Source organism: Pseudomonas sp. ZY71 (genome assembly GCF_036542145.1).
Lineage (GTDB): Bacteria > Pseudomonadota > Gammaproteobacteria > Pseudomonadales > Pseudomonadaceae > Aquipseudomonas > Aquipseudomonas koreensis_A.
The window spans coordinates 3,255,958-3,273,907 of the sequence record NZ_CP144274.1 but is presented as its reverse complement, the minus strand read 5'-3'; the positions used below and the strand labels follow the sequence as shown (position 1 = coordinate 3,273,907).

The window sequence follows — 17,950 nt, the reverse complement described above, 5'->3', positions numbered from 1 at the left end:
TTCATCGCTGATGAGCACGGGCGTCGTTGCGCCCTGCGCAAAACAGCGTAGCGCCGGTCACCGATTATCAGCCCCGCTGAGCGCGGTTAAGTTAGCGGCACTGGTTCGCGGCCCCGCTGCCGCGCTTGAATTCCTTCTATTGAAATCTGGAGCTACCCATGACCCGTCGTCTGTTCCAACCCCTCGCACTCGGTCCTTACACCCTCGCCCATCGCGTAGCGATGGCGCCGTTGACGCGCTCACGCGCCGGCCAACCTGGCGATGTACCGACGCCGATGAACGCCGAGTACTACCGCCAGCGGGCCAGTGCCGCGCTGATCATCACCGAGGCCACACAAATCTCCCGGCAGGCTCAGGGTTACGCCTGGACGCCGGGCATCTACAGCCCAGAGCACGTCCGGGCGTGGCGTGACGTCAGCGCGGCGGTGCATGAGGCCGGCGGCGTGATCTTTATGCAGCTGTGGCATGTTGGCCGGGTGTCCCACCCCAGCTTTCAACCCGATGCCGGCCTGCCCGTTGCGCCCAGCGCGCTGCCGGTGCCGGGCAAGACGTTTATCGTCGACGAAAACGGTAACGGTGTCTGGGGTGATGTGCCGGTGCCGCGCGCGCTGGAAACCGCGGAAATCGCCGGCATCGTCGAGGACTACCGCGTGGCCGCGCGCAACGCATTGCAGGCGGGCATGGACGGCGTGGAAATCCATGCCGGCAACGGTTACCTGCTCGATCAGTTTCTTAACAGCAACAGCAACCAGCGTGACGATGCCTATGGTGGCAGCGTGGAGAATCGCGCACGGTTTTTGCTGGAAGTGGTTGCGGCCGTGGCTGAAGAAGTCGGCGCCGAACGAGTGGGCGTACGCCTGACGCCGATGGGGCGTTTCATGGGCATGGGCGATGACACCCCGGAGGCGACCTTCGGCCACCTCGTCGAAGCGCTCAACCAATGGAGTCTGGCCTACCTGCACCTGGTCGAGCCGGCGATGGTCGGCACAGTTAAAGACGAGAACTTCGACCCGCGCTGGGACGCGATCATTGCCCAGTTGCGCAAGACGTGGAACGGCGTGCTGATTCTGGCGGGCGGCTACGATGCGCAATCTGCCGAACAGGCACTGATTGCCGATCGTGCCGACATCATCGCGTTTGGCCGCCCGTTCCTGGCCAACCCGGACTTGCCGCGTCGGCTGCATGATGGCCTGACACTCAACGTGCCAGACCCAGGCAGCTTTTTCGGCGGGGATCAGCGTGGGTATATCGATTATCCATTTCATGCTTGAGCAGAAGCAGACCACCCGCCTGTCATGAATGTGTAAATCCCTGGAAGCAGGGGCCGATACGCCCCTGCCCTATTAAGTCATACGATCTCTACGCTTAATCAAATAGGTAAAAATCCACCTTAACGCCGAGAATATGAGTAGCTGTGCGCTTTCAGGTCTATTGCCCGACGTCGCCGAATGCGATAAAACGGGTTGGTTGTACGACAACTAATAAAAACCAAGTCGTTCGAACGGCTAACAATCGTGAGATCTGCCATGCCTCGCCCTACCGCTACGCAAACCGTACCGCCGCCCTACCCTCGTTATCTGGCTGTGATCATTCTGTTGTGCATGGGCTGTGCGTTTGCCGGCAATCATGTGGCGGCGCGAGTCGCATTTGATGATGGTGCGGGAGTGTTGCTGGCGATTTTGATGCGTTCCGGCGGGACCTTGCTGGTGCTCGCCATCCTGGTGCTGTGGCAAAGACAAAGCCTGCGTTTGCCGGCGGGCGCCTGGCGTTGGCAACTGTTGCTGGGGTTGCTGATCACTGCGCAGAGTCTGTGCCTTTACTCTGCTGTCGCGCGGGTGCCGGTGGCGCTGGCCCTGCTGGTGGCGAACGTGTTCCCTATTCTGCTGGCATTGCTCACCTGGGCGCTGGGTGGCCCGCGACCGAGCGCGCGCACCGCGATATTGATGGGTTTGATTCTATTGGGTCTGGTGTTTGTGCTGGATGTCCCCGGGCGCCTCTCGACCACGACAGACGTCAGTGCGCAATGGCTGACGGGCGTCGCGCTCGCGTTCTGCGCCGCCAGCGTGTTCGCCTGCGCGCTGTGGATCACCGACCACAAGTTGTCTCAGGTACGTGGCTCGGTGCGCAGTCTGCTGACCATTTTCATCGTGTTCAGCAGCGTCAACCTGGCGGGGCTGACGGGCGCCCTCCCAGGCGGACTGAACCTGCCCGCCACCTCGACCGGATGGCTGGCCCTCGCCACTTTGGTGGTGCTGTACGGCACAGGTTTTATCGTCCTGTTCATTTCGGTACCTCGCCTCGACATGCCGCGCAATGCGCCGGTCATGAACATCGAGCCATTGGCAACGCTGCTGATGGGCTGGATTGTGCTGGATCAGATGCTCAGCAACGGACAGATTCTCGGCGGGGTGATTGTGGTCACGGGCATCGTTTTGCTGACATATCGTAAATCAGTGGTTAAGGCTGAGGTTAAAGTCAGTGCGTGAAGGGTTCTCGCCAGCGGTTCTCACGGTCGAGTTTGGCCTGCTTCGGCCAGCTTCTTTTGCACATAAAAAAGCATCAACACCGAATTTGTCTGAGCCTGTCGAGATTGCTGCTCAAACAACGCCACAAGCTCTTCTTCACGCTTGCACCCTGCGTTGACATCGCCCTTTGTAAATTCGCAGCTAGCGTATTGGCCCCAGCCTTTGCGAGCCTCATCAGTATCTCGGGCGGGATACACCCAATACGCTTGCCATGCACCGTCGACGACAGGTTTGCCGGCTGCGTCTATCTGTTCTATCGCCTGCAAGGTGGCTGTGGCGGCGGCGTCCAGAAAACCTTGAGGGGTGGCGTCGGCTTTACTCGCCTCATCACGAAGCGCCTGACACTGCGCTTCAGACAAACCGAACACTGGCAGCGCTTCAATACTCTCGAACTCATCAAACGGATCGGGATCATTGCCCGGCAACTTGGCGTGGTAAGCCGGGACTACATGGCCGGGTACACTCATGTCCTGTATGTAATGCAAGACCCTTCCCGCTTGCTCGTATACCGCAACGGGATCGGCATCAGGTTCCGCCAGCAGCGCGTTCAGCTTTTCAATACGTTTGGAAAAAATCACATCCAGGCTGCGATTGGCGAACCAGAATGGCTCAAGCTTTTTGTTGCGGTTGTAGAAGTGCCAATTGGTAGCGCGCTGAGGGAGCGTCAGCAGGTTTGAATCCTCAGCGTCAGTGCCTGCCGCCAAAGCCTCGGCCAACTGCTCGGGCAACTTCACCCCCGGGCAGCGTTGATACGCCTGCGCTGCTCTCAGTGCATAGGCCGAATGCAGGTCGGGGTTGAAGGCGAAGGCCGGGGTTGAAGGGTTGAACAGCAGCGATAGACCAAATGCTGCGAGGTAACGTGTTGCGGCTGTTCGGCCTATCGGGGTGGCTTCCATGCTGTTGATCTCCAGAAACTTGCGTGATTGCGCAACACTTACCGTACACGAGGCAATTTAGCACTTGGGTGATGGCAAAAAGCTGTTTTTTCTCCGTCCGCTCAGGACAAGCATAAATGGCAACACCTGCGTCCTAACGTCGCAGCAAACAGCTCTTGGCAAATCCTGCACAAGCCTTAGAATCCCGCGCTCTCTTGCGGCCCCCATCGGTGGCTGCCTGCATCACTGTCACAAAAACGCGTACCTGAATGGCTGGCCACACCTCGTTGACGAGTGGCCGACTCAACCGCCCTGCCCGTTCGGCAGGCATTCGCACCACACATTTTTTCGGCTTGGCAATCGCATGCGCAGAGGCGCACGTTGCGCTGTTCGATCTCCAGAGGTTTTTATGTCTCCGCGTTTGCTGGCCATGGCGCTGGCGCCCCTGCTCGGGCTGTTCATTGTTGCGCTGGGCAACGGTTTTCTGTCATCGCTGACCACCCTTCGACTGGACGCCGCCGGCGCTTCGGCGACGATGATCGGTATCGTTTCATCGGCCTACTTCATCGGCCTGACCCTGGGCGCCGTATTCAATGACCGCCTGATTTTGCGCATCGGTCATATCCGCGCCTACGGCAGCTTTGCCTCGCTGATCGCCGTGACCATTCTGCTGCAGGGATTGTTCTATGACACCTGGGGCTGGTTCGCCCTGCGCCTGATCAATGGCTGGGCCACGGTCGGCGTGTTTCTGGTGATCGAAAGCTGGCTGCTGCTGGCGGGCGACGCGAAGATTCGCGGGCGCTTGCTCGCGTTGTACATGATCGTTTTGTACGGTGCCGGTGTGCTGGGTCAGGCAACGTTGGGCAAGATCACTGGGTTGAGCGACAGCGCACCGTTCATGGTCGCCGGTATGCTCGCCTCGTTGTCGGTGTTGCCGATCGTGATTCTGCCGCGCGTGTCGCCACTGCTCGATCAGGTCGAGCCGCTCAAGCCTCGGCAACTGCTGGGCGTGACGCCGACCGGGCTGGTCGGCTGTTTCGGCTCGGGTGTGACCATCGCGGCGATCTACACCTTGCTGCCGCTGTATCTGCAACGCAGCGGTCTGAATGTCGGTGAAGTCGGCAGCATGATGGCTTGGACGATTCTCGGCGCGATGCTCCTGCAATACCCGGTCGGACGCTGGTCCGATCGCAAGGATCGTTTGCAGGTGCTGACCATTCTGACGGTGGCGTGCACAGTATTGTCGCTGCTGATCGTATTGCTGCCGTTGTCCACGACGATGCTCGCGGCGATGTTGTTTCTGCTCGGCGGCGGTGTGTTTGCGCTGTACCCGGTTGCCGTCAGCCACGCCGCCGACCGTGCCCCGGCCGAAGCGTTGGTGCCGATGATTCAGGGCCTGCTGCTGATCAACTCTCTGGGCTCGGCGATCAGCCCGATGATGATCTCGCCGGTGATGAATTCGTTCGGTGCCAATGGTTTGTTCTGGGTGTTTGCACTGGTCAATCTGTGCATGGTCACCTTCTTCCTGTGGCGCCGTGGCAAACGCCCGGTTCCGGCCAATCCCGCGCCGTTTGCAGCGGCAGCAACCTTCTCGCCGACAGGTGCGGAGCTGCGGGTGACCGAAGACTTGCGTCAAGCGGTGCAGGAGCATCCGCCGATGGTCGATGCATTGAGCGGTGAGCCTTCGCCTCAGTGCGAGACGCGCTAAGCGTTGCGCCAGTCTGCGTCAAGCGCAGGCTGGCTCGCACCACTATTCGGATTCGTGGGTGATGTCCACGAGCGGAATCGGCTCGATTGCCCACGCGCGAATCTGACGACGTTCGGGGCTGGGTATTGCGCAGGCCTTGCGTCCGGTGAAGGTTCGCGCAAGACGCTCTTCATCGATGCGCCAGCCGCGCAACTCCAGCGCCTGCAGGCCTTTGCGAAAGGCAATCTGCAGCGCATCGGATTTCAACGAAACCTCCTGCTGGAAAGAATCCGGCACACGCTCCGGCCGCACGTTTTTCAGCACGGCATGATCTTGTTCGAAGATACGGATGTTGCTGGCAATAAATCTGCGATCCAGCAGTCCGGAGCGCAGGAACGTTCTGCCCATCATCCACCAGGTACGCGTGCGGTTAGCATCAATCGGCACATGCGCCGAGACGATGTAGATCCGCCAGCCGTTCGGTAACTCAAGCTCAAGCGTTGTACACGGGCCGGACAAATGGAAACCCGGGACGGTGACCACACTGACAAACTCGGTGGAGGATTTGCGCCGCAGCAGCCCTTTGCGTGCCGGCCTGCGCATAAGCATTTGCGCGCTGCCGCTCCACGCATCGCTGTCGACCTCGAACGATTCAATCTCGGGATGATCCGGATCGCCGAAGGTTGATCCATGGACAAACGGTGCGTGCGCGAAATCCAGACCGTTTTCGATAATCCGGTCCCAACTGGCCTGCCAGTCAAAGTGACCCGAGACCACGCGGATCGCGGGATCGTCGACCCAATCGAGCGTCGGCAACGGTGGACGCTCAGACTCAGGCAGATCACCTAAAAACGCCCAGATCCATCCGTATCGCTCCAGCGTCGGGTACGCATCGACGCGGGCCTTGGCGGGAATCCGCAGGTCGGGCTGCGCCGGTATCTGCGTGCACACGCCATCAGCGCCAAACCGCCAGCCGTGATAGGGGCACTGCACGCTATTACCCACCTTGCTGCCGGCGGACAGTGAGCCGCCGCGATGCACGCAAATATCCGAGAGCACGTGAGCGACGCCAGCGTCATCGCGGAACGCTACAAAAGGTTGTCCGAGCAATCGAACCGGCATCAATCCATCAGTCAACTGTGACGATGGGAGAACGACATACCAGAGGTTTGTGAGCATGGGGGGCGTGTGATCCGTTAGTACGGTTAGCTCAGATCAGAAAAACCTGAAATTCAAATTAGACCAGCGCCTGCGCAGCGACAATCAGCCAAGCACTTTATAGATCTCTGCAACTACCTGAGTCGTTGCGGCTTCGATGGTTCCTTCGTTACGGCACAACACCCAGCCGTGATCGGTAACTGCCTGCTCGAACATCTCGCTACACACAACGTGCTCTGCGTGTTTCTGGATCACCGTGCCGCCCAGTCCTCGAGATCGTGCCGTTGCCCGCGCCCATGAAATATCCGGCGCGGTGACGACGCCGACATGCAGATCCGGCACGCGCACGCCTCGCTCGATGTTCAACTGCAGAATCTCGGCAAACGGAACGCTATGGCGAAATGCGGCGTCCGACGGATACCAGCGGTCGATCAGGATGATGCTGTCCAGCGGCTGTTTGGGCAGCACTTCTTGGGAAATCCAGCGACGACTATCGGCAAGGCGCTGACACACCGCCCACTCCAGTTCCCGCGAGGGATGTCTGGCGAGCTGGTTGACCAGGGCCATGGTTTCGCCGCGGTACGGATCGCTTTTCCTCTCGCAAAGCCGAACGACTTTCTGCTTGTCTGCCCGCAGTGCGGCGGTCACAGCCTCCAGCAGCGTGGTTTTACCGGTGCCCTTGGGCCCATCCAGAGAAATAAACAGCGGCAGCTTCATGGTTCACGCAACGACAGAGACATTGCTGAGCACTCTAACCTCATTTGCTCAATTCAATGAGCTGATCCCTGCCCTTTGCCTACACTTGCTTGCCAAAGATGTTTACCTCTCTGCCGAAGGAGTCATCATGTCCAAGCTCTATCCGAGCATCGATCCCGAGGGATTGGTCGAGTATTCCGTGGTCTACACCGACCGCTCGCTGAACCACATGTCGCAGTCCTTTCAAGGCGTGATGAAGAACATTTCCACGACCCTGAAACAGGTCTACCACGCCGAGGCGGTGGCGGTGGTTCCGGGCAGCGGGACATTCGGCATGGAAGCGGTGGCGCGACAGTTCGCCACTGGCCAGCAATGCCTGGTGATACGCAACGGCTGGTTCAGTTTTCGCTGGAGCCAGATTCTGGATATGGGCAACATCCCGGCGGCCACTACGGTGCTGAAGGCCCGACCGGTCGAGACGGGTCGACAGGCCGCCTACGCCCCGCCGCCGCTGGACGAAGTGCTGGCCACCATTGCCGCGCAGAAGCCGAAAGTGGTCTTCGCGCCCCACGTCGAAACTTCATCCGGGATCCTCCTGCCCGACGAGTATCTGCGAGCGGTCGGAGACGCCGTGCATGCGGTGGGCGGTCTGTTCGTGCTGGACTGCATTGCCTCCGGCACCATTTGGGTGGATATGCACAAATGCGCCGTCGACCTGCTGATCAGCGCCCCGCAAAAAGGCTGGAGCGCATCGCCTTGCTGCGCCCTGGTGATGTTCAGCGCTCTGGCACGTGAGCGCATCGAACAGACGCAAAGCAGCAGCTTCGCCTGCGACCTGAAAAAGTGGCTGCAGATCATGCAGGCCTACGAACAGGGCGGACATGCCTATCACGCGACGATGCCCAGCGATTCCCTCGCACGGTTCAACGACGTGATGAAAGAGACGCAAGCCTACGGTTTCGACAAGATCCGCGACGAGCAACAGGCGCTGGGCGATCGGGTGCGTGCGTTGTTGACCGGCAAAGGCTTTAAAAGCGTGGCCGCGCCAGGCTTTCAGGCTCCCGGCGTGGTGGTGAGCTACACCGATGATGCCGATATCAAGAGCGGCAGGAAATTTGCCAATCACGGCCTGCAGATCGCCGCCGGCGTGCCGTTGCAATGCGATGAACCGGCGGACTTCCAGACCTTCCGCCTCGGGCTGTTCGGGCTGGAGAAGCTGCAGAATATCGAGCGCACGGTCAGCCTGCTGGAGCAGGCGTTGGATGAGGTGGTGGCTGGCTAAGATCTGTTCGTTCCCGCATGCCAATTTTACGGTGGAGGTCGCGCTCACTCGCTTCCACCGCTACATGCACCCTATGGCCCGCACACAACGTACAACTTGTACGATGTCCTATCACAAGGTATTACTACGTCTCCTCGAAAAAAAATAAAACCACGGAGATCGCTACATGGACTCACGCCTGTCCACCAAGCCTGACAGCCTCAACCAAGCGCAAGGCAACACCCGCCGCAGCTTCCTGAAAAAGTCCCTCGCCGTTTCCGCCACGCTCGCCACCGTCGGCAGCACCGCACTGACGCGGATCGTCGAGGCCGCCGAACCCTTGAGTCAGCGCTACCCTGATCCGCTGATTCACATCCTCGACGATAGCTTCCTCGAGCTACGTGTTTTCAACGCCAGTGTTGAGAAACTTGCCACCGGTATGCGCTGGGCCGAAGGACCGGTCTGGGTCGGTGATGGCCGCTATTTGTTGGTCAGCGACATTCCCAATAATCGCATCATGCGCTGGGACGAAATCACCGATACCTTCTCCGTTTACCGCGAACACTCCAACTTCTCCAACGGCATGTGCCGGGATCGCCAAGGGCGTCTGCTCGTCTGCGAAGGCTCCACCACCACCAGCGAAGGTCGGCGCATCACGCGCACCGAAGCCAATGGCACGATCACCGTGCTGGCCGACAGCTTCGACGGCAAGCCCTTCAACTCGCCCAACGACATCGTCTGCAAAAGTGACGGATCGATCTGGTTTACCGACCCGCCCTTCCAGACCGGCAACAACTACGAAGGCCACAAAATCACCCCGAGCCAACCCCACGCCGTGTACCGCATCGACGGCGAAACTAAAAAAGTTACGCGGGTCATCGACGACCTCAACGGCCCCAACGGCCTGTGCTTTTCGCCCGATGAGAAGACCCTGTACGTCGTCGAAGGACGCGCCAAGCCCAATCGCCTGATCTGGGCGATTGCCGTAAAAGACGACGGCACACTGGGCGAACGCCGCAAGCACATCGAAGGGCTGGAATATGCAGCTATCGACGGCATCAAATGCGACGAAGCCGGCAACCTGTGGTGCGGCTGGGGCGGCAATGGTGACCCCAAGGCCGACCTGGAAAAACTCGACGGCGTGCGCGTGTTCAATCCGCAGGGCAAGGCCATCGGGCACATTTCCCTGCCAGAGCGTTGCCCGAATTTGTGCTTTGGCGGGCGCGAAGGCAATCGGTTGTTCATGGCCAGTAGTCACTCGATCTACTCGCTGTTTGTGAATACTCGGGGGACTACGTTTGCGTTGTAAAAGCGAGGTTCCTTTCGCGATAGATTCGTGAGTGTCGAAACGATAGTCTGCCGCGCATCCGAGGATGTGCGGTATTCAATCGCGGTTACTGTCTCCGCCTTGCCGGACCCGGTGAAACGCCCTAGCGTCAGACACCGCAAGATTGTGTTCGGAATTGATAAAAGTCTTTCCCGGATTCACGCCTGTTTGCGCAAAACCCTCAAGCCTAAAGTTCGTCCTGCCAGCAACATCACACTTACTTTAGGAAATCTCATCATGAAAACGGCAATGATCATCGTCGCACTTTTGGGCTTCAGTTCAGTGGTAGCGGCACAGGACGGTTCTGCAAAGACTCAACAGGTCGAGCAATATCGCTACGGCACCCACCTGGATGTCGCCAAGGTCATCGCTGAAGACCCGGTGCCGGATGTTTGCGCAGTGGTACCGACGCACATGACCTACCAGGATTCGCAAGGCAAACGCCACGTACTGGCCTATAACGTCATGGGCCGTTGCAGCCAGGGCTAAGTCATCTGTTCGCCGATCATTGCGCCTCGGAGAGTGGTCTCATCGAGGCGCAAATACCTTTTTGCTCCGCGGCGGTTCAATCGATCAGTGCTTGGGCCGTGGCTGCCAGCTGACTGCCAACCCGATCTTTCAGCGTTTCAATAAACCGGGTGATTTTTGCATCGACGAACTGCCGAGAGGTATAGACGGCATACACGTTGCGCTCATAGGTATGGTAGTCAGGCAAAACCCGCACTAGCTTGCCGGAACGTAAATCATCGATGGCCGTAAACCCGGCCAGCAAGCCAATCCCCGCGCCCTCTCGAATGGCATGTGCCATCGCATCCATATCGTTAACGCTGAAACTTGCCCCTGTCGGGACAAATGTCGCGTCCCCCGCCTTGCTCTTCAACTGCCACTCGTCCCGCACATAGTCGACGGTGCCCAGCAACAGACACTGGTGATCGCGCAGATCTTCAGGTGTTTCCGGGGCCGCATGCCTAGCCAGGTAGTCTGGCGACGCCACCAGCACACAATGGCTGACACCGATCTTCTGGCTGACATACGCCGAATCGGGTAGCGCGCGGGCGATCAGAATCGAGACGTCCAGTTGATCTTCCAACAGGTTTGGCATGCGTTGCGAGAGCAATAAATCCACCGTCACCTCCGGGAATTGCTGACGGTACTCCAGCACGGCCCCCGTAACCAGATGTCGAGCCAGCCCGGGTACGCAATGCACCCGCAGTGTTCCCCGAGGCTCCAGCGCGGCATTGCTGGCTTCGGCTTCGGCACTCTCCAGATCAGCGAGAATCTTCGTGCATCGCTCATAGAACCGTCGCCCCGCATCGGTGACCGACAGGCGTCGGGTCGAGCGTTGCAACAGACGTGCGTCGAGCACGTTTTCCAGCGCCGATACAGCACGCGAGACGTTACCGACGGTGGAATCCAGATGATTGGCCACGGCCGTGAAACTGCCCATCTCGACAACCTTTATGTACACCGACATGTTCGAAAGCTTATCCATCGCGACCTTCCTGTAGATCTGACGCTTACCCGTGATAGCGCGCACTTTTTCCGGATGCTACACGTTCGGCCCGCGGCTCGATATTACCTCTGGCGACAACAATGATTCCCTCTGGCCCGTCTAAATCAATGGCCCCTCCTTCCATAGACTTGGTTGCACAGGCCGTCTGAACAGGCGCCGGGTTTCATCCGAATCTCTGACAACCAACTGAAGGGCAGATCATGAAAACCTCCTACGACCCGCTTTATCTTTTCATCGGTGGCGAATGGATCAGTGCCGAAGGGCGCGATACTGCCGCCGTCGTCAACCCGGCAACCGGCCGGGAAATCGGCCGCGTCCCACTCGCCACCGCAGGCGATCTTGATCACGCCTTGGAAGTGACTCGCCTGAGCTTCGAGCAATGGCGCCAGACCGTGCCTGACAAACGCGCCAAGATCCTCAAGCGTGCCGCCGACCTGATCCTCGAGCGTTCACCGCAGATCGCCGCGCAAATGACCCTGGAGGAAGGCAAGCCGCTGAATGAAAGCCTCGATGAAGTGACCCGTGCGGCGGAGTATTTCGAATGGTTCGCCGAAAGCGCCCGGCGTATCGATGGCCGTGTGGTCCCGGCCAACCGGCCAGGCGTGTTGCAACTGGTCAAACGCCAGGCCATCGGCCCGGTGGCCGCATTTACGCCGTGGAATTTCCCGGCAATCACCCCGGCACGCAAGCTCTCGGCAGCACTGGCCGCCGGTTGCAGCGTCATTCTGAAACCGGGTGAGGAAAGCCCCTCCACAGCGCTGGCCCTGGCGCGTGCACTCGACGATGCAGGATTGCCCAAGGGTGTGCTGCAAGTGGTCTTCGGCGTACCGGATCAAGTGTCCAGCCATCTGATCGCCTCGCCGATCATTCGCAAAGTGACCTTCACCGGTTCGGTGCCGATCGGTCGCCTGCTGTCTGCACGCGCTGCCGAAGGCGTGAAGCCCATCACCCTTGAACTGGGTGGGCACGGACCGGTGCTGGTGTTCGAGGATGCCGACATTGAAAAAGCCGCCGTCGAAGGCGTCGCCAACCGCTTTCGCGGCACCGGGCAGGTGTGCATTTCATCCACTCGGTTTCTGATCCAGCGTGGCGCCTATCAAGCCTTTGTCGATCACTTTGTCGCTGCGACCCAAGCCCTGAGAATCGGTGACGGCCTGCATCCGGATACTCAGGTCGGACCTTTGGCCAACCCAAGGCAACTGGCAAAAATGGAAGAACTGGTCGCCGATGCCGTCGAGAAAGGTGCACGGGTATTGGCCGGTGGTGAAGCCTTGTCTGGCGAAGGCTACTTCTTCCAACCCACGGTTCTGGCCGATGTGCCGATGAACGCCCGCGTCATGCACGAAGAACCCTTCGGCCCCATCGCCGTGCTGATGCCGTTCGATGAACTGGCCGATGGACTGCAAGAAGCCAACCGCCTGCCCTACGGACTCTCGGCCTACGCGTTCACCTCCAACGCGCGCACGGCCATTGATGTCGCTGACGGGTTAGAGGCCGGGATGATCGGGATCAACCAATATCGCATCGTCGCGACCGAGCTCCCGTTCGGCGGCATGAAAGAAAGCGGTCACGGCTCCGAAGGTGGCATTGAAGGCATCGAGCACTATCTGACCCACAAATTCATCAGCCAGGTTTAAGGAACTCGCCCATGTCCAAGCTCAATTTCAGCAGTCCTCGCGAAGCCGCGCGCGCGTTCACGCCAAAGCTTTCGCAATTCGTCGACTCGACGCTTTATCCGCAGATCTGGAGTGACCCGGCGTTGTCCCCGCGCGACCGTAGCCTGATCACCGTGGCGGCATTGATAGCCGCTGGTCACTCGGAAGAGTTGCCTGCTCACTTGCGCCGGGCGGCTGGCAACGGTGTGACCCAAGACGAACTGGCGGCAGCGATCACGCACCTGGCTTTCTATGTGGGCTTCCCTGGCGCCATCACTGCGTCTGCTATCGCCAACGCCACGTTCAGCGAAACGGAGAACAACTGAATGAAAGCCATCAACATCAGAGAATTTGGTGCGCCAGAAGTCCTCGAACTCGTCGAGGTCGCCGATCCTGAAGTCCGTCCTGACGACCTGCTGGTGCGTGTCTATGCCGCCGGGGTGAACCGAGCGGATCTGACGCATCGAACCGGTGGGTACGGCCATCCGAATTTCGGCGACTCGCTGATCATCGGCCTGGAAATCGCCGGCGAAGTGATCGGCAAAGGTAGCGCGGTGACCGGGTTCGAGGTCGGAGATCGCGTCATGGGCGTGGTCGGCGGCGGTGCCTACGCCGAGCTGGCACGCATCGATTACCGCATGGCCATGCACATCCCTGCGCAGCTTGATTATGTACACGCGGCGGCCATTCCCGAGGTCTTCGTCACGGCCCATGAAGCGATGATGCACCTCGCTCGACTCAAGGCTGGCGATTCGGTGTTGATTCATGCGGCCGCTGGCGGCGTCGGGTCCGCTGCGGTGCAGTTGGCTTACGCCACCGGCGCCACGGTGTATGCGACCACCGAAGGCAGCAAGCTGGCGCGTGTCGAGCATTTGGGCGCAGACGTGGCGATCGATTACAAGACGCAGGACTTCGCTCAAGTGATCGCCGACAAAACCCAGGGGCGTGGCGTCGATGTGATCATCGACTTTATCGGTGAGCCCTACTTCGCCCGCAACATCGCGTCCCTTGCCAAGGGCGGTCGCCTGATTCAGGTCGGCATCCTTGGCGGTGGCGGCAACGTCACGGTGGCGCTGGAGGACATTCTTTACCGCCACTTGCAAATCATCGGCACGGTGATGAAGTCACGCACGCAACCGGAGAAGCACGCCATGATCAAACGCTTTCGCGAGCACTGGCTTGATCGCTTCGAGGGTGCCGGAAGCCTTGAGCCGGTCGTCGATAGCACGTTTGCGCTAGCGCGGGCTGCCGATGCGCATCGCCGGATGGAGTCTTCCGAAAACGTCGGGAAAATCATTTTGACGATGCAGCCGGAAGACTTGATTTGAAACGGGTTGAGTTCTCGATTAATGACGGTGCCCTGGATGGGCACCGTTTTCGAAAGGCTTGGCAGAAGTCACGGGGCATGGAACACGCCAAAACGATATGTTCCAACGCTACTTTCCCTCCACCGGCATGGCCCAAAAATGGAAATGGCGTTAGCATTTCACCCATTCGGCTTAACAAGCCTGTTTTTTCAGATCAGGGTCGCAAAGTGGAAAAGCTAAAACGCCTTCAAAGCGGAATCGAAGGGCTCGACGCGCTGCTTCAGGGTGGCCTGGTCGCGGGTGCTTCGTACATCGTTCAGGGCCGCCCCGGTTCCGGCAAGACCATCCTCGCCAATCAGCTCGGCTTCAATCATGCCCGCAATGGCGGTCGCGTTCTGGTCGCCACGTTGCTGGCCGAGTCTCACGACCGACTGTTTCAGTTTCTGTCGACCATGAGTTTTTTCGACGCATCCCGAGTGGGCGCTGAAATACAGTTTGTCAGCGCTTTCGATACGCTGGAAAACGAAGGCCTCGATGAAGTGGTGAAACTGCTGCGGCGCGAAATCAGCCGGCAGAAAGCGACGGTCATGGTCGTCGACGGTTTGCTCAACGCGCGCTCGAAAGCCGACTCACCGATCGACACGAAAAAATTCATCTCCGAACTGCAAGGCCACGCGGCATTCGCCGGTTGCACCGTGCTGTTTCTCACCAGCTCGCGCCTGGACGACGGCAGCCCGGAACACACGATGGTCGACGGCGTCATCGAAATGGGCGAAGAGCTGTTCGGCACGCGATCGGTGCGACGCATTCACCTGCGCAAGACCCGCGGCAGCGGGGCCTTGACCGGTGTTCACGAGTGTGAAATCACCGAAAAAGGCCTCGTGGTCTATCCGCGCCTGGAAAGTCTGTACAAACGCCCTTCCGCCCCCGACAGCGCAGACATGACACGCATTCCCAGCGGCATCGTTTCGCTGGATGACATCCTCGGTGGCGGCTTGCACAGCTCCAGCGTCACGCTCGTAATGGGGCCTTCCGGGATCGGCAAAACCACGCTGGGGCTGAAGTTTCTCGCGCAGTCGACGACCGAAGCGCCGGGCCTGCATTTCGGTCTCTATGAGAGCCCGCAACGGCTACGACTCAAAGGCCATTCGCTGGGCATCGATATTGAACAAATGGAACACAGCGGTGCGCTGAGCATTGCCTGGCAGCCGACCACCGAGGGCTTGCTCGACGCCCTCGGTGCGCGCCTGCTGAGCCTGGTCGATGAAAAAGGTATCAAGCGCCTGTTCATCGACAGCCTCAGCGGCATGACTCGGGTTTCAACCACACCGGAACGCATCACCGACTTTTTCAGTGCACTGATGAACGAGCTGCGATCCCGAGGCGTCACGGTCTTCGCCTCTTGGGAAATGCGCGATCTGTTCGGCTCCGAGGTCAGCGCACCGAATTCCGACCTGTCAAGTATTGCCGACAACCTGATTCTCATGCGTTTCTTTGAAAATCACGCTGAACTTCGCAGGACGCTTTCCATTCTCAAGATACGTGATAGCTCCTATAACCCTTCGCGGTTCGAGGTAGTCATCCGTGATCAAGATGTGTTCCTGGAAAAGGCTTTGAGAAATGAACCTTCCGTCTCATCTGAGTCATTGCCTGGTTCAATATCGTAAGTCTTCGAGCGGGTTGAAATAACATGACCACCATCCTGGTAGTCGACGACGAGTATCTGATTGCTGACATTCTTGGCTTTGCGCTGGAGGATGAAGGCTTCATGACGGTGACGGCCAGCAATGGCAAAAAAGCCCTCGAAGTGCTGGAGAGAGAACGGCCAGCACTGATCATCACGGACTTCATGATGCCGGTCATGGACGGCCTCGAATTCGCCGAAGCCGTGCGTGCCCAGCCTTGCGTCAAACACCTGCCGATCATTCTCATGAGTGGAGCGCAGGCGCACATTGGCATGCAGCGCTCGGATCTGTTTGACGTGGTGCTGCCCAAGCCTTTCGACATTGAAGTGATTGTGGCTGAGGTGAAGAAGCTGTTGGCCTCCTCATAGATACTCAACGACAAAGGCAATTTCGGCATTGGCATTGCCCGCTCGCATTTGCGCATTGGAAGGCTCGATGCGCACGAAGCGGGCTTGCAAGTCTACAGATGCATTCCCGCCTTCCGATGTGGGCGCTTTCATTATGTAGTTCTGATTCAGCTTGAGTGGCTTCCCGTCTCTGAAGCGCATCTGCAATGCCAAACCTTTGGCAGTGGAGCTACTGTTCAGATTTACCATGCCAGTATTAGCGTCCCACGCAGGGCTGCCCGCAGTGGGCGAAAAGGAGTAGCGGAAGTTGTTTATTCCGGTAGGACAGTTTTTCATACTGAGAAAAAAGTATTGCTCCTTGGCATAGGCACCGTTCTTTGGGAAATCGCTCAAGTTATAACTACCCATATCAACTTTCACATCGGGTGTTTCGCAAGACTGTGAGACGACCCGGGTGCCATTTGTATTCATTGCCAGAGGCTCGATTTCAGCGGCGACAAAGACTCCCAATTGGCCTGAGGGTATCGTCGCACTCCCTGAAATAGTGCCCGTCTTTACGAGCCGCAAGATGTGCTCACTGCCATTCCAACCCCAACCGCCAGCAACGTCGCTGTCTCCCGGAAAGCCTTTCCATGCTTTACCCGAGGGCGGTCGAATCCATTGCCAGCCGATCCCGGTATTTCCAACAGGAAAAATCTGCGCGCCTGATTGGGTGACACCCACAGAGTTGCGCACACCTTCATTGTGTACCGCAGAGCACCTGAACGAACTGGGAATGGCTCCCAGGGTCACGATTGGGCTTTCATAGATAACCGTGCCGTTCGGTGTGTCCTGCGGCACCGAGATCGTGGCCGGAAGGACAACTTGGACGTTGCCCTTGGAGTTGTCGGGATAGAACTCGCATACCGCCGCCATTGCATTTGACGACAGCACATACAAGAGCCCGACAATTAATATATAGCATAACTTCATAACACTCTCTCTGACTCTGCGTTGCATGCAAACAACTGAATGATTGACGATGGTGCGAATATTCAACCGGCAGCAAAATCACCACAACCGGAGCGAGAAGATAATGAATAAATAGCACTTGGGCAAAAAGTTTATTTATTCAACAATCAGACAATTCTCATGGATTTATAGTCAACTAACTAAATCTTGAAACCTATAAAAAGGACGCGTTGTTGAACACCTCCTTTACCAGCGTAAATAACCAACACCCAATTTAAGACTCGTCTTAAAGGCGCAACGAAACTCGGCCATTACACTGGCGGCTCTTGATAGGAGAAACGATTCCGTGAGAGCCCTCGATACCCTCAATAGTCCAAAACCCCAGAGCAACGCCGCCATCTACTGCCTGACGATTCTGGCACTGGCGCTGATCACCATGACTGTGGTCGCCGGTTACCAGCTCAATGAACTGTTTCCACTGAAGGCTGTGGTGCAGCAACAGGAGGTCCAGCTCACCCACCGCGCTGATGCTATCCAGTCAATGAGCGCAGAACTCAAGCGTCTGGCAGAACAGAAGCAAGCCCTGGAAACCGACCTGCTTACCACGAAGGAACAAGTGAAGGCCGCCGAGGCGGCAAAGACGGAGCTCGAAAACACTCAACGCGCGGCGCAAACCAGCGCCGCGTTAGAGGACGAAGATTCTCTGTGCGCGATCATCGAGCAAAATATCCGCCTCGTAGCGGATCAGCTCAGTCGCGACGACTTCTTTCGCTTGCGTGATGAGCGCGAAGCTGAAGCCGAAGCCGTGCTTGAAAGCTATGAAAAACAACTCGCCACCTGCATTGAACAACTGACGGCACAAACCGCATCACCAGCTCAGAATTCTGCACCCGATGCGCAAGACTTCACTTCACCGATCAAGCACTGATAAAAAAGCCCTGGCAACCAGGGCTTTATGCTCAC

The 17,950-nt window shown here is 58.4% G+C and carries 17 protein-coding genes; 12 read left to right on the top strand and 5 right to left on the bottom strand.

The window, feature by feature from the left end:
* The first annotated feature begins 158 nt into the window (after window positions 1-158).
* Together VY732_RS14505 and VY732_RS14500 are read left to right on the top strand one after the other, a co-directional pair.
* The gene (locus tag VY732_RS14505; RefSeq protein ID WP_331695786.1) at window positions 159-1,271 is read left to right on the top strand and encodes an alkene reductase; all 1,113 of its coding nucleotides are present in this window, start codon (window positions 159-161) and stop codon (window positions 1,269-1,271) included.
* 255 nt (window positions 1,272-1,526) lie between these two features.
* Window positions 1,527-2,486: an EamA family transporter gene (locus tag VY732_RS14500; protein ID WP_331695785.1), complete on the top strand. Its 960-nt coding sequence runs from the start codon at window positions 1,527-1,529 to the stop codon at window positions 2,484-2,486.
* A 20-nt stretch (window positions 2,487-2,506) separates the two neighbouring features.
* On the opposite strand, the gene VY732_RS14495 is transcribed toward VY732_RS14500, so the two are convergent.
* Window positions 2,507-3,421 (bottom strand): hypothetical protein, encoded by a 915-nt coding sequence (locus VY732_RS14495; protein ID WP_331695784.1) that lies wholly within the window; start codon window positions 3,419-3,421, stop codon window positions 2,507-2,509.
* 388 nt (window positions 3,422-3,809) lie between these two features.
* On the opposite strand from VY732_RS14495, the gene VY732_RS14490 reads away from it, so the two are divergent.
* Window positions 3,810-5,108 carry an MFS transporter gene (locus VY732_RS14490; protein WP_331695783.1) on the top strand — a complete coding sequence of 433 codons (1,299 nt, stop codon included), beginning with the start codon at window positions 3,810-3,812 and terminating at the stop codon, window positions 5,106-5,108.
* A 42-nt stretch (window positions 5,109-5,150) separates the two neighbouring features.
* On the opposite strand, the gene VY732_RS14485 is transcribed toward VY732_RS14490, so the two are convergent.
* Window positions 5,151-6,209 carry an aromatic ring-hydroxylating dioxygenase subunit alpha gene (locus tag VY732_RS14485; protein ID WP_331695782.1) on the bottom strand — a complete coding sequence of 353 codons (1,059 nt, stop codon included), beginning with the start codon at window positions 6,207-6,209 and terminating at the stop codon, window positions 5,151-5,153.
* A gap of 141 nt (window positions 6,210-6,350) precedes the next feature.
* Window positions 6,351-6,962: a dTMP kinase gene (locus tag VY732_RS14480; protein WP_331695781.1), complete on the bottom strand. Its 612-nt coding sequence runs from the start codon at window positions 6,960-6,962 to the stop codon at window positions 6,351-6,353.
* 127 nt (window positions 6,963-7,089) lie between these two features.
* On the opposite strand from VY732_RS14480, the gene VY732_RS14475 reads away from it, so the two are divergent.
* From VY732_RS14475 to VY732_RS14465, 3 genes are all read left to right on the top strand, one after another.
* Window positions 7,090-8,223: an alanine--glyoxylate aminotransferase family protein gene (locus VY732_RS14475; protein ID WP_331695780.1), complete on the top strand. Its 1,134-nt coding sequence runs from the start codon at window positions 7,090-7,092 to the stop codon at window positions 8,221-8,223.
* A 166-nt stretch (window positions 8,224-8,389) separates the two neighbouring features.
* The gene (locus tag VY732_RS14470; protein WP_331695779.1) at window positions 8,390-9,511 is read left to right on the top strand and encodes an SMP-30/gluconolactonase/LRE family protein; all 1,122 of its coding nucleotides are present in this window, start codon (window positions 8,390-8,392) and stop codon (window positions 9,509-9,511) included.
* A gap of 255 nt (window positions 9,512-9,766) precedes the next feature.
* Window positions 9,767-10,018 carry a DUF2790 domain-containing protein gene (locus tag VY732_RS14465; RefSeq protein ID WP_331695778.1) on the top strand — a complete coding sequence of 84 codons (252 nt, stop codon included), beginning with the start codon at window positions 9,767-9,769 and terminating at the stop codon, window positions 10,016-10,018.
* A gap of 76 nt (window positions 10,019-10,094) precedes the next feature.
* Here VY732_RS14465 and VY732_RS14460 read toward each other — a convergent pair whose 3' ends face one another.
* On the bottom strand, window positions 10,095-11,021 hold the full coding sequence (locus VY732_RS14460) for a LysR family transcriptional regulator (protein ID WP_331695777.1): 927 nt from the start codon (window positions 11,019-11,021) through the stop codon (window positions 10,095-10,097).
* Between the two features lie 221 nt (window positions 11,022-11,242).
* On the opposite strand from VY732_RS14460, the gene VY732_RS14455 reads away from it, so the two are divergent.
* From VY732_RS14455 to VY732_RS14435, 5 genes are all read left to right on the top strand, one after another.
* A complete protein-coding gene (locus VY732_RS14455; RefSeq protein WP_016984517.1) occupies window positions 11,243-12,679 on the top strand; it encodes an NAD-dependent succinate-semialdehyde dehydrogenase in 1,437 nt (478 codons plus the stop codon).
* Window positions 12,680-12,690: 11 nt separating this feature from the next.
* Complete coding sequence (locus tag VY732_RS14450) at window positions 12,691-13,023, top strand: carboxymuconolactone decarboxylase family protein (RefSeq protein ID WP_034154073.1); 333 nt, start codon at window positions 12,691-12,693, stop codon at window positions 13,021-13,023.
* On the top strand, window positions 13,024-14,025 hold the full coding sequence (locus VY732_RS14445) for an NAD(P)H-quinone oxidoreductase (protein WP_016984515.1): 1,002 nt from the start codon (window positions 13,024-13,026) through the stop codon (window positions 14,023-14,025).
* Between the two features lie 206 nt (window positions 14,026-14,231).
* The gene (locus VY732_RS14440) at window positions 14,232-15,671 is read left to right on the top strand and encodes an ATPase domain-containing protein (protein WP_331695776.1); all 1,440 of its coding nucleotides are present in this window, start codon (window positions 14,232-14,234) and stop codon (window positions 15,669-15,671) included.
* 23 nt (window positions 15,672-15,694) lie between these two features.
* On the top strand, window positions 15,695-16,057 hold the full coding sequence (locus tag VY732_RS14435; protein WP_093431585.1) for a response regulator: 363 nt from the start codon (window positions 15,695-15,697) through the stop codon (window positions 16,055-16,057).
* Here VY732_RS14435 and VY732_RS29965 read toward each other — a convergent pair.
* Window positions 16,052-16,507 (bottom strand): fimbrial protein, encoded by a 456-nt coding sequence (locus VY732_RS29965; protein ID WP_442968573.1) that lies wholly within the window; start codon window positions 16,505-16,507, stop codon window positions 16,052-16,054. The two genes, VY732_RS14435 and VY732_RS29965, sit on opposite strands and share 6 nt — an antisense overlap.
* 826 nt (window positions 16,508-17,333) lie before the next feature.
* On the opposite strand from VY732_RS29965, the gene VY732_RS14425 reads away from it, so the two are divergent.
* Complete coding sequence (locus tag VY732_RS14425; RefSeq protein WP_331695775.1) at window positions 17,334-17,915, top strand: hypothetical protein; 582 nt, start codon at window positions 17,334-17,336, stop codon at window positions 17,913-17,915.
* The last annotated feature ends 35 nt before the right edge of the window (window positions 17,916-17,950 follow it).